This window comes from Pedobacter sp. B4-66 (assembly GCF_018492665.1).
In the GTDB taxonomy this organism is placed as follows: domain Bacteria; phylum Bacteroidota; class Bacteroidia; order Sphingobacteriales; family Sphingobacteriaceae; genus Pedobacter.
This window is the reverse complement of the sequence record NZ_JAFVME010000003.1, coordinates 642,595-655,087: the sequence shown is the minus strand read 5'-3', so window position 1 is coordinate 655,087 and position 12,493 is coordinate 642,595. Positions and strand designations below refer to the sequence as shown.

The 12,493-nt window shown below is 41.4% G+C and carries 14 protein-coding genes; all 14 read left to right on the top strand.

The genetic code is table 11. The features are described from left to right. Positions 1 to 100 precede the first annotated feature (100 nt). Positions 101 to 757: a Crp/Fnr family transcriptional regulator gene (locus J1905_RS07395; RefSeq protein ID WP_214226633.1), complete on the top strand. Its 657-nt coding sequence runs from the start codon at positions 101 to 103 to the stop codon at positions 755 to 757. Between the two features lie 305 nt (positions 758 to 1,062). Further along, positions 1,063 to 1,905, top strand: a complete 843-nt coding sequence (locus J1905_RS07390; protein ID WP_214226632.1) for an RteC domain-containing protein — start codon at positions 1,063 to 1,065, stop codon at positions 1,903 to 1,905. Between the two features lie 380 nt (positions 1,906 to 2,285). Continuing rightward, positions 2,286 to 2,744 (top strand): hypothetical protein, encoded by a 459-nt coding sequence (locus J1905_RS07385; RefSeq protein ID WP_214226631.1) that lies wholly within the window; start codon positions 2,286 to 2,288, stop codon positions 2,742 to 2,744. A 71-nt stretch (positions 2,745 to 2,815) separates the two neighbouring features. Continuing rightward, the gene (locus tag J1905_RS07380) at positions 2,816 to 3,949 is read left to right on the top strand and encodes a hypothetical protein (protein ID WP_214226630.1); all 1,134 of its coding nucleotides are present in this window, start codon (positions 2,816 to 2,818) and stop codon (positions 3,947 to 3,949) included. A gap of 310 nt (positions 3,950 to 4,259) precedes the next feature. Next, complete coding sequence (locus tag J1905_RS07375) at positions 4,260 to 4,574, top strand: DUF4134 domain-containing protein (RefSeq protein WP_502928707.1); 315 nt, start codon at positions 4,260 to 4,262, stop codon at positions 4,572 to 4,574. An 8-nt stretch (positions 4,575 to 4,582) separates the two neighbouring features. Next, complete coding sequence (locus J1905_RS07370; protein ID WP_214226629.1) at positions 4,583 to 5,032, top strand: hypothetical protein; 450 nt, start codon at positions 4,583 to 4,585, stop codon at positions 5,030 to 5,032. Between the two features lie 18 nt (positions 5,033 to 5,050). Further along, positions 5,051 to 5,371, top strand: a complete 321-nt coding sequence (locus J1905_RS07365) for a DUF4133 domain-containing protein (protein ID WP_214226628.1) — start codon at positions 5,051 to 5,053, stop codon at positions 5,369 to 5,371. A gap of 1 nt (position 5,372) precedes the next feature. Then, positions 5,373 to 6,128 (top strand): hypothetical protein, encoded by a 756-nt coding sequence (locus J1905_RS07360; protein WP_214226627.1) that lies wholly within the window; start codon positions 5,373 to 5,375, stop codon positions 6,126 to 6,128. Between the two features lie 24 nt (positions 6,129 to 6,152). Further along, positions 6,153 to 8,609 carry a TraG family conjugative transposon ATPase gene (locus J1905_RS07355; RefSeq protein WP_214226626.1) on the top strand — a complete coding sequence of 819 codons (2,457 nt, stop codon included), beginning with the start codon at positions 6,153 to 6,155 and terminating at the stop codon, positions 8,607 to 8,609. An 11-nt stretch (positions 8,610 to 8,620) separates the two neighbouring features. Continuing rightward, positions 8,621 to 9,295, top strand: coding sequence for a conjugal transfer protein TraI (locus J1905_RS07350; RefSeq protein WP_214226625.1), 675 nt, complete (start codon positions 8,621 to 8,623; stop codon positions 9,293 to 9,295). A gap of 21 nt (positions 9,296 to 9,316) precedes the next feature. Next, a complete protein-coding gene (locus J1905_RS07345) occupies positions 9,317 to 9,958 on the top strand; it encodes a hypothetical protein (RefSeq protein WP_214226624.1) in 642 nt (213 codons plus the stop codon). 23 nt (positions 9,959 to 9,981) lie between these two features. Further along, positions 9,982 to 10,620 carry a TerB family tellurite resistance protein gene (locus J1905_RS07340; RefSeq protein ID WP_214226623.1) on the top strand — a complete coding sequence of 213 codons (639 nt, stop codon included), beginning with the start codon at positions 9,982 to 9,984 and terminating at the stop codon, positions 10,618 to 10,620. A gap of 9 nt (positions 10,621 to 10,629) precedes the next feature. Beyond that, positions 10,630 to 11,862 carry a conjugative transposon protein TraJ gene (gene traJ, locus J1905_RS07335; protein ID WP_214226622.1) on the top strand — a complete coding sequence of 411 codons (1,233 nt, stop codon included), beginning with the start codon at positions 10,630 to 10,632 and terminating at the stop codon, positions 11,860 to 11,862. An 11-nt stretch (positions 11,863 to 11,873) separates the two neighbouring features. Then, positions 11,874 to 12,491: a conjugative transposon protein TraK gene (gene traK, locus J1905_RS07330; protein ID WP_214226621.1), complete on the top strand. Its 618-nt coding sequence runs from the start codon at positions 11,874 to 11,876 to the stop codon at positions 12,489 to 12,491. Positions 12,492 to 12,493 lie beyond the last annotated feature (2 nt).

Sequence of the window (12,493 nt, the reverse complement as noted above, 5' to 3'; positions counted from 1 at the left end):
CTATTGCGATGATATACCGTTATCTATAAAAAAGTAAAGGTTTATCGAGTGTAGTTTGTATTTTGCTTGTGTATTGCAATTATTCAATAAAACCAGTCGTATGGAAGGCGATTCTTTTGACCGGCCGTTTGAGGGCAGTAGTGATACAAACATTGATTCGGCATACAACGTGATCTTTTCCATGTTTGCTAAACTTGTGCCTGGCCTTCCTTCAGATGCATATACGCGGTTCCGGGAAGTTACTTTTCCTATCAGCTTCACGCGTGATCAGGTAATTATTGACTACGGGGATATCTGTAAACATGCCTATTTCGCACTATCCGGATTTGTGCGTTTAACCAGGATTCTTAAAAGCCGTGGGGAGACTATTGTTATGTTTTTAACAGGTGGGGACATCCTGATTTCTCCAGACAGTTTTTATACACAACTCAGGAGCATAGAGAAAATTACCGCCTTAATGGATACTTTCTGCATTGCCTTGCCCTGGTCACAATTACAGAGCTTATACAAGGAGTTTACGGAGTTTAACGTTGTTGCCAGACTGCTTACCGAACAATACTACAAGCAGGCTCTGGAACGATTAACGTGGTTCTATGAAAATCCGGAAATCCGTTATGAACATGTACTTAAGGCTTATCCCGATTTGGCAGAACATGTTTCGTTAAAAGAACTTGCCAGTTACCTGGGCATGGCGCCTGAAACACTTAGCCGCATTCGTAACCGTATTGCGCGAAAAGGTAAAAACCCAGGAAAATGATCAGAAAGTGTTTATTTCTATATTATTTAACATACGAGGTAGAATATCTTGATCGAAATCATCTAACATTTTGTTTCCCACCTATATTTTTGTGAATTAATATCTCAATATGTTGTCAATATTCTGGTGGATTAACTCTACTTCGGTACAATATGAAGTACTTCGCCAGCCAATATACCTGCTTCACTCATTCTAGCATCAATAACCCACCATTCTTGAAGTCTGGACGATTACGTTTGTCTTAGATCCGCGGAATGAATAAGAATTAAAGAACCAATTATTAAATAACCAAACATCAAGTACATATGGAAAAGTTCACAACTTCGCTCATAACTGAGATGACGGTCGAACTTCAGAAGATTGCGATTTCTGCCGAGAACCAATTGCAGCTCGCGGAGCAGTCTTTTTATGAAGTCGAAGGGGCAATGACCAAATTAAAGGAGTATATAACAAGTTATGCTTTTAAGAATATTGAGGAGGAAATAAAATTCTTCAAAGAGTTGAAGCCAGAATTTCAAAAGGAACTGATCTTCTATGAAGAGATCCTGTATATTGAATCGGGCAAGCCTGTTGGGTCTGAAAAAGCCCGAAAGCGTTACCTGGAACAACTATTGAACAGGATACAGGGGTATTGTGATAAGAATAAATATTTCTATAACTATTACCGATCCGGCGAAACTGCCTATGATAAGCATTACTTTGTTCGCAATGCTATTCGTATCCCTTTAGTGCCTGTTTCTTATTCAGATATTGATTCGTCCTTTTCTACTCCATATAGCTATAAGCTTGCAAAACTTCAGGCAATGGATAAACTCATGAATCATATAAAGTCAAGTCTGAAAGCCACCATTGATATCTCAGAAATCCCTACGACAGGTCAAAATAAAAATAGGCGAAGGCGGGTATGGACAGGCCCCAAATCAGCTTTGAAAGAACTCATCCTGGCTATGGACGCAAAAGGATGGGTAAGCCATGGTGAAGGAGGAGTAAAGCAACTCGTTATTGATTTTGAGGAATTTTTTGGTACCGACTTAGGTAACATTTACAGGGAGCTGTTAGCAATGGCTTTAAGGAAGAAAGGTTATACGCCGCACCTTGATGGACTGAAAGAGGCTTTGGAGATCAGGATCAAAGAGAAGCATGAATAGTTTGTAGTTAATTTTTTAAAGCTGCCCAAAATCGGGCAGCTTTTTTTATGATTGCGATTTATGTCATAGCCTACATTTTATCATTTTCTTGGCAAAAGAAAAAAAGTACAACCTAACAGGTTAGTGTCCAAATTTTCACCCCACGTTTCTGCATGCTTTCCCTTCGTATTACAGTTGTTAGGATGCCCTCTCAAGGAAAGCACTAAATAGCTCCTCGATTTCTATACCAAAGGCTCTAAAATTTAGCATTTCCTAAGTGAAAATAAATTTGAACAACCTACCATATAGGTTGTCAAGCCACGTCCTGAATCCACCGCAATTTTGCTTCTGTAACAAAGGGGAAATGGTTTCCCTGATTGAAGGAACCAAAACGAAAAGCAATGTTAGAAGCAATTACATGGAAAGAATACCTGGTAGGAATGGCAGTGATTGTCATCACATATTATCTACTCGTCGGCTTATTATTCTACAGAAAACAAATCACAGGTACAATTACAGACAAACTGAAACCAGAGGCAAACAGAAACAAAGAAATAAGCCCGGAGCCGGAAGAAGAGGAACAGGAAGAAGAATGGAGCAGCGGAGGGAGTTTATTTGATGAACTGGAAGAATTGGTAACAGATATACGTCATAGCATCCTGGAGGTGGCAGGCAAAGAGGCCGGGAAGGATATGCTGCTCTTGCAGCTTAAATCCAGAGTGGCACGCTTCGGCGGGTTACGCCAGCCTGCCTACCGGGTTGCCTTGAACAATTTTATTATCCACCAGACAGAAATTATTTGCGGGGTCGTGTTTTCAGAAGAAGAATTAAATGAGGCTTGGGATACCATACCCGGATAACATAACAAACAGGAGATGATCCGAACCTGTAAAAAAAAGAGTAACCTATTTCAAATTTTTTCAAAAACGCAATGAAAAGAAAATTTTATCTGATGATGTTGGTCGTACTGGGAACCGCAATTGGTCTGATGTACGCCTGTAAAAAAAGTGATGGCAGGGAGCCGGACCAAAAGCCGGCAGGAAGTTTAAACAGTGCTATCCCTTTGTTGGAAGCCGGCGGCCCTGAAGTTTCCAATGGATGGTTACGTTTTCCGACACTGAAAAGTTTTGAGTATACCATGAGTCAGTTACATGGTAAATTCCAAAAGCCTGAGCAGCTCGGCAAATGGGAGATTTTGTATAACCGTAATGGGTTTTCGTCATTAAGAAAGTTATATGAACAGATAGATTCCGATACTTCCGAAAACAGGAAAGCCCCAACAGTAGATTCCCTGTTTAAAACAAGGAAATTGTTTATCTGTCCGGATTCATGGTTTGCCACGGTACTCAACAAGGATGGTTATATCCAGATTGCCGATACGGTTTATAGTTTCCGTACCGGACAGAAAAGTCAGGAAGGGTACGCTGTTCCTGCAAAGTATGCTCAAGAGTTGCAAAGAGGTGTTGAGCCATTAAAACTACCAGGAGTGAAGTTGCACCGTATCCTGTTTGATATGCTGGAATTTCCACAATGGCAATGGCCGGACGAATGGCATGTACCAGGCCGTGATCCTATAGTTATCCCGGACCTTCCGATATGTCAATATCCATCTGGGAATATACCGAACTGGTGGGGACAATCCGGCGGAGATATTTATGAAGGTAACGATGGTACTAATTTTCCTGAACACAATGGTAGAACAGTAAAGTTAAACTACCACAGGTGGAGGGTCGGATATATCTTTTACGCGAGTGCAGGTATCAGGTTAAAAATGCTGAAACATACCAGGTTTGCAGGTTGGCAAAGTGTGACTTATGCAGATGAAATGGTGATGGATGCCTGCTGCAAAGGGAATGTATTCATTCCGGGATTACCGTTGATTCCGTTCAACGAACAGGTAAGTCCAGGTTGGCCGAATTTCGCAAGGTATGCAGAAAACAATTTTGAAAAGACCATGAAATGGACAGCCAGCGGGATTTTCAATGAAATCATCCTGCAACATTTCAACTTTCATTTCAGGGTAAATTATAGGGGACGAATTGCAGAAAGGTATATCAGGCAATAAAAGTCTGGAGCATAGTATTGCGGGGCAGCCAGGTTTTGATTAAGGGAGATGATGATGTGAGTATGCGGTTGCCCCGCTAAGTAACAGCCACCAAAGCGTGAGTATGGTTTTGGTTGACAGGGTGGTTCCTTTGGTGGCAACTTTCCCCGTCCCTTGCCCTGAACAGGCAGGGGGCCAGGGAAAGAAAATAGAATACGCCGGAGGCACAGTTTGTTGGGTGAACAGTGGGGTTGATAACTGTTGCTTCCGGTATTTTTTAAAAATAGTGTGTAAGATAGAAAAGGTGAAGATGGGAAATGTGAAAAAGATATTGGGCAGAGGCCCGATAATAACGAAACGCGCTATAACAACGCTGATACTGGCCGGAGCCAGTTTATATGCATCTGCCCAGGATGGCAATGCAGGAATTGATGCAGCCAACGACCAGGTTCGGAATTACTTTGATTCCGGTACTAACCTGATGTATGCCGTAGGTGCACTTTTGGGATTGATAGGAGCGGTGAAGGTATACCAGAAGTGGAATGCTGGTGACCCGGATACGAGTAAGGTAGCAGCGGCATGGTTCGGGAGCTGTGTGTTCCTGGTCGTTGTGGTTACCGTAATTAAAAGCTTCTTCGCCATTTAAGCATGGGCATGGAAAAGTATATGGGCTTCAGAATTGAAGGTAAATTAGTAAGAGAGGAAACCTCTTTACCAACAGTAACACTTTCCGGGACTCAATTCTATGCAGACATCGGGAAGCATGAATTCCGTGAGGTATCCAATCCTGCTAATCGGATTACAATGGGAAATATCAAAGAAGAATTCGGATTCAGTCACTTTCTGTTTGACCGCCTGACTAAGAATATATACATCGGTGACCCCAAGGGCAACCTGCCGGATCATGTTGATATCATTTTAGTACCGCCCATTAAAGATATAGATCCTATTGGACTGGCAAGGCGTTACGGGAACGCTGATGAACATTTTAGTTCAGGACAGAAGAAAGATAATCTGATACTGACATCTTTTTCAAAGCAGGCAGAAAGGCAGCATGAACAATCTGGAACGGTCGAATATGAGAGCACATTAAGGATCAGATAAAATTTTAAACATAGGGACATGGCTAACAGCATTTATCAGGTGAATAAAGGGATTAATAAAAGTATCGAGTTCAAAGGATTGAAGGCACAATACATTTGGTACCTGGCCATCGGCATTCTCGCTTTGCTCATCTTGTTCTCCATTTTATATATCCTCGGAATAAACCAATACATCTGTATGGCAATAATCTTTTCCGGCGGATCAGCACTTACGTACAAGGTCTATGGTATGAGCAGGAAATATGGTGAACATGGCATGATGAAAGCCCTTGCCAAACGAAGTGTTCCGAAAGTAGTAAAAGCAAATAGTCGTAACGTATTCAGGAAAGGAGGGAAATAAAATGGAAAGGAAATTACCAGAAATAGATCTAAAGGGTACAATGTTCTTTTATGACGTTGCATTCGCCGAATTAAGACAGAAGGATGAGCCGTTGAATACGATATCAATATATGATATGACAAACATGGGTACGCATTACGAGGGTAAGTATAGCCCGGTGCACAAATGCCTTTCAGAATATGGCGCAAATACAATGCTTATTAAAGTGCCTCAAATGGTTGAGGCTGATGCAGAAGGCATTGCAATCAAGTACAACATTGAGATAACACAAGTACCAAAGCAGGACAGGGATCTACGATGTTCTGAAACCCTGTTTCAGGAAAGGTTGCTAGGAGTACTACCCACCGCAATGATCAAAAAGGATGAGTATACCTATGATTGGCGCCTGAGGGAATTGAGACTTACCAAAGAACCCTGGAGAAACATTAGCCTGAGGGATCTGGATATGGACAGGACAGGACATAAATACTTTTTCTTTTATCATATTCCATCTAAAACGAAGATAGACCTTCCTGAGAATATTACAGAATTGCCTCCAGATGTAGTCCTGGTTGCCTTACCATTTGAATTGCATATTGATCCTGTTGCCGTGGCCCGTGAAAACGGACTGGATGAGCGTACGTTCATCAATTTCTATCCGGTGCAGAAACAATTCGAGGTCCCGATTTATCTATTATCAGTCACTGGTATCCCTAAGCTGATTATGGAAAACAAGGAGCAGCAAAAACAGAGTATTGGGGTAAAGAATAAGTTGTAGGTAGTAGCAAAAAAAAATGTGCAGATGGAAAAGTGGTTGGATGAATTAATGCCCATTATGGGTATAGAACACGATTGTATTTTAAGTAAACAGGGAGACATCACAGTTGCGTTCAAGGTCGAACTCCCGGAAATATTTACCTTATCTGATAACGAATACGAGGCGTTTCATCAGGCATGGGTTAAAGCGATCAAAGTACTGCCCAAACATAGTATCCTCCATAAACAGGATTGGTTCCGGGACACAAAATATAAACCGGATTTCTCAGGTAAGGACAACAGTTTTCTTTCCAGAAGCAGTGAACGTTTCTTTAATGAACGTCCATTCCTGGACCATAGCTGTTACCTGTTCCTTACTAAGAAACCATTAGGCAGAAAAGGAGGAAGCTCTTTGTTTTCCAATCTACTCAGAAGAAGTATTGTACCGGAGCAAACGTTGAACCCAGCTATGTTACAAGATTTTTTAGGTTGCTGTGGTCAATTAAGGCAAATACTAGAAGATAGCGGCTTCATGAAACTAACCAGGTTGAGAGATGACGACCTGTACAGCCACAAAAGGAAAATGGGCATTATTGAACAATATACCTTTCTGGCTGAAGAGCAGGATACCTTTTTAATAAAAGATATCAGGTTCGATGATAATATACAGGTTGGTTCCCAATTTTGCCATCTATATACCCTTGGGGATGCTGCCGATCTCCCTTCACTGTGTGGTAGCAGGATAAATTACGACAAATACAGCTCTGACAGGACAAAATTTTCAATTGGATTTGCAGGTGCAATCGGGCAATTACTTCCCTGTAACCACATTTATAATCAATACGTATTTATAGAGGATGCGAATAAGACCTTGCAGAAGCTGGAAAGTAAAAGGCTTCGCCTTCAATCGCTTTCTGCCTACAGCAGGGAAAATAGCATATCCAGGGATGCAACGAATGATTTTTTAAATGAAGCAATCGGTCAACAAAGATTACCTGTAAAAGCACATTATAACCTACTCGTCTGGACAAATGACAAAGAGGGTCTGAAAGACCTTAAAAACCAGGTAAGTTCTGCAATGGCACAGATGGATGCGGTAGCCAAACAGGAGACGTCAGGCGCGGCACAAATATTCTGGGCAGGCATTCCGGGAAATGAAGCTGACTTCCCGATGAATGACACCTTCGATACCTTTTCAGAGCAGGCGAGTTGTTTTTTTAACCTGGAAACCGGTTACAGAAGTTCGCTCAGCCCCGTAGGTATCCGTCTTGGCGACAGGCTTACAGGTAAGCCGATTCATGTCGATATCTCCGATGAACCGATGCAGAAGGGTATTTGTACGAATAGGAATAAATTCATTTTGGGTCCGTCAGGTAGCGGAAAGTCATTCTTTACCAACCACATGGTACGCTCTTATTATGAACAGGGAACCCATGTCGTCCTTGTAGATGTGGGCCACAGTTACAAAGGGTTATGCGACATGGTTGGCGGTTACTATTTTACTTATGAAGAAAGCAACCCGATCCGGTTCAATCCCTTTTATATCGGCAAAGGGGATAACCTCGATACGGAGAAGAAGGAAAGTATCAAAACCTTATTGCTGGCCTTATGGAAAAAAGATGATGAAGAATTTAAACGCAGCGAATACGTGGCATTATCTAATGCTATTAGTGGATACTATGGTTATTTAAATGCACATCCTGAAGTATTCGCATGCTTCAATAGTTTTTACAGCTTCCTGAAAGAGTACTACATATCTGAATTAACAGATGATCAGGTAAAGGAAAAGGATTTTGACATCAACAACTTTTTGTATGTCCTGCGCCCGTATTATAAAGGAGGCGAATTTGACTACCTGCTCAATGCCACAGAGAACCTGAACTTGTTACAGGAACGATTGATAGTATTCGAGCTAGACAATATAAAAGACCATCCGATTTTGTTCCCGGTAGTTACGATCATCATCATGGAAGTCTTTATCAATAAAATGAGAAAGCTGAAAGGCATCCGTAAAATGATACTAATTGAAGAAGCGTGGAAAGCGCTGATGAAAGAAGGCTTTGCAGAATACATTAAATACCTGTTTAAAACGGTACGTAAATTTTTCGGAGAGGCAATAGTAGTTACGCAGGAAATCGAAGATATTATCAGCTCACCTGTTGTAAAGCAGGCGATCATCAATAACGCGGATTGTAAGATATTATTGGATCAGAGTAAATACCAGAACAAGTTTGATGCAATACAGGAACTGCTCGGCCTCACCGAAAAAGAAAAGGCGTTGGTACTTTCTGTCAATAAGGCAAACGACCCGATGAGAAAGTACAAAGAGGTATTTATCAGTCTGGGAGGGATGTCAAGCAAAGTGTATCGAACAGAGGTATCACCGGAAGAGTATTATGCCTATACCACTGAGCAGACAGAGAAAGTAAAGGTTGCAGAGTATGCGAAACGCTATGGCAGCGTGCAGAAAGGTATTGCAGCATTGGTTAATGATTTAAAATAAGAGCAATTGTTATGAAAAAGAGTTTAAAAGTAGCATTAATGTTAGGCTTATTACTTATTACCTCACAGGGATCAAATGCCCAGATACCAATAATAGATGCGGCAAAGGCGGCCATCAAAAAAGTGATCAAAGCTATTGACCTGAAAATCCAGCGCCAGCAAAACAAAGTAATCTGGTTGCAAAATGCGCAGAAGACTTTGGAAAATGCCATGTCTAAAGTAAAACTCGATGATATTTCTGACTGGACTGAGAAGCAAAGGGAAATCTACAAGGAATATTTCGATGAGCTTGGTAAAGTAAAGACTGTGATCAGCTATTACCAGAAGATCCGGGATATTACGCAGCAGCAAACAAAATTGGTTGAAGCCTATAACCGCGCTTGGAAACTCCTTAGAAACGATAAGCATTTTACGGCCAAAGAAATCGAGTACATGGGCAAGGTATATACCGGTATCCTCGGAGAAACAGTAAAGAATATCGACCAGATGTTGATGGTAGCAAATTCCTTTAAGACCCAGATGACCGATGCAAAACGAATGGAGATTATCGCTTCCGCTGCGGAAAAGACGGAGCAAAACTATACTGACCTTTTAATTTTTAATAATCAGAATGCGATGCTCAGTCTGAAAAGGGCTAAGAGTGAGCAGGATATCAAAACGGTTAAAACGTTGTACGGGATTAAGTAATAGGTCATAAAAAGGGGAAAGATGAAAAGAACAGCATTATTGATCATTGCATTAGCCATAGGGTCGGCAGTAAAGGCACAGACGTTCGGGGAATGGTTCCGGCAAAAGAGCACCCAACGAAAATACCTTTTGGAGCAGATAGCTGCTTTGAAGGTATATGGCAGCTATGTTAAAAAAGGATACAAGCTGGCGCAACAAGGATTAAATACTATCGGGCAAATTAAAGACGGTGATATAAACCTGCACCGTTTGCATTTTAATTCCCTGAGGAATGTAAATCCTTTAGTCAGGAACTACAAACGTACCAATGATATTATTGCCATTCAGGATGATATAAGAACCGAGACAGCGAATAGCAAAAAAGTTATAGCGAAGGCAGCAACACTAAGTAAGAATGAAAAAGAGTATTTAGTTAGCGTGTATGACAAGTTACAAAAAGACTGCATAGCAACTCTGGATGAGCTGGAGGCGGTGATCACTGATGGCAAACTGGAAATGAAGGATGATGAACGTATACTGAGGATAGATGAACTCTTCCTTAAATCACAAAGCCAGTACCGCTTTACGAAAGCGTTCAGCTCGGAAATAGCGATCCATAACATCCAAAAAGCTTCTGAAATCAAGGACATTGATCAGCAGAAGCACTTATATCAAATCAATTAAGTGGATACCATTAAATGTGAATTATGAAAACGATCATTGCAACATTCATTTTCCTGTTAGTCTTTGCCGGTGTCAATTTCAGGGCTTCGGCACAGGCTGATGAAATCGCCCAATTGGTGCTAAATATAGAGAAGTTAACGCAACTAAAGTCAATCCTGAGTGACCTTAAAAAGGGATATACTATTGTGAGCAACGGCTATGGGAAGATCAAAAACATTTCGGAAGGTAATTTCAAGATGCATGAGCTATTTCTTGATGGCCTTCTTGCCGTTAGTCCTGAAGTACGAAAGTATCAAAGGATACCGGATATCATCAACTATCAAATGCGGCTGGTAAAAGAATATAAGGCCGCTATTAAAAGGTTTAAGTCGGCAAAGGCTTTCAGCACTACAGAGATCCTGTATATGGAGAAAATTTATGAAAGGTTATTCAAACAAAGTATCGACAACCTGGAAGAACTGACCACAATAGTAACAGCGGGAAAATTGCGCATGAGCGATGATGAACGAATAAAGGCCATCGACCGTATTTATGTAGATATGGAAGACAAGCTTTCTTTTCTACGTGATTTTAACAACAATACTTCCATGCTTGCCCTTCAACGCAATAAGGAACTACACGACATAGAGGGGATAAAGAAATTGTCAGGGCTAAAACGGTAACTAAAGAAAATGAAAAAATATTTAACTACCGCATTTTTTGCGGTAACGGGAATCTTATTCCCTGCTATAAGCCATGCCCAAAGCGGTTTGGCAGAAGATATTGGCAGCCTTCAATCCGTACTGGAACAGCTCTATAACGAGATGATTCCGATGTGCAGTCAGCTTATTGGTGTAGGACGTGGTATTGCTGGATTTGCAGCAACCTGGTATATCGCTACAAGGATATGGAGGCATCTTGCAAACGCAGAGCCGATAGATTTTTATCCTTTGTTCCGGCCATTTGTACTTGGTTTCTGCGTACTCATTTTTCCTTCAGTCCTGGGTATGATTAACGGGATTATGCAACCAACGGTCACAGGAACTTCCGCTATGGTTAAAAATACGGACCAAGCGGTAGCAGAATTATTAAAGGAAAAGGAGAAAAAGGTAAAGGAATCTGATACCTGGAAAATGTTCGTCGGTGAAAACAACGAAGGTGATATTGACCGCTGGTATCGTTACACGCACAATAACGCCGATCCCTCCGAGCAGGGTATGGTTGAAAGTATCGGTACGGATATGCGGTTTGCGATGGAGAAAATGTCTTATAAATTCCGCAATACCATTAAGCAATGGATGTCGGAGATCCTTCAGGTAGTCTTCCAGGCAGCAGCTCTTTGCATTAATACCCTCAGGACTTTTCAACTGATCGTGTTGGCAATACTCGGTCCACTTGTATTTGGGATCGCAGTCTTTGATGGGTTTCAGCATACACTTACTGCGTGGATTGCAAAATATATGAACGTATTTCTCTGGCTACCAGTTGCGAATATTTTCGGTGCCATCATTGGAAAAATCCAGGAGCAGATGCTGATCCATGATATAGGTCAGATTGAGCAAACGGGTGATACTTTCTTTAGTTCGACAGATACCGGATACTTAATTTTTATGCTCATTGGGATCGTAGGATATTTTACTGTTCCCTCAGTAGCTAATTCAATTGTCAACGCCGGTGGAGGTGGTGCTATGCTACAGAAAATAACCAGCCTCACATCTATTTCCGCAAACAATATGGGGAATACTGGTATGGCCGCTACTACTTCTGCGGCTGGCACGGTCGGTAGTGGCTTTAAGAATGCTGCTAAAGGGGCAGCAGGAAGCATGGGTAACAGTGGAGGCAGTGGTTGGGTAGATGCCGATAAAAGTCATATCGGTAAGCCTGGCGGTTATATGGGAAATAAGATTAGTGGAAACGATAAATAAACAACCAGGATATGTTTACTAAGACAAAGAATATCGACACAGCATTCAGGCACATCAAAAGATTTTCTATAGTAATGATTTTGCTTGCTGTATTGTTATGCGGACTAACAATTTACAAAGCCTTTGAGATGGTAAACATACTGCAAAGCAAGGTCTATGTGATCTCGAATGGAAAAGTCCTGGAGGCTTATGCTTCTGAAAGGAAAGACAATATCCCGGTAGAGGCCAGGGACCATATCCGCACCTTTCATGAGTTCTTTTTTACGCTTTCACCGGATGAGAAACTTATTGAAGCCAATGTCACAAGGGCATTGTATCTGGCAGACGGATCGGCAAAAAAGGAGTACGACAACCTTAAAGAAAGCAATTACTACAGCAATATTATCAGTGGCAATTTAAGCCAGGTCGTGAGTATGGATAGCATCACATTGAACCTTGACCAACAGCCATATATATTCAGGTTCTTTGGAAAACAGGTTATCACCCGCGCCACAACTATTGTAACGCGTAGCCTTATTGCAGACGGCCTGTTAAGGACGGTATCCCGGTCAGACAACAACCCGCATGGCTTCCTGATTGAACGATGGAACATCATTGAAAATAAGGACATCAATATTAAAACGAGGTAAGT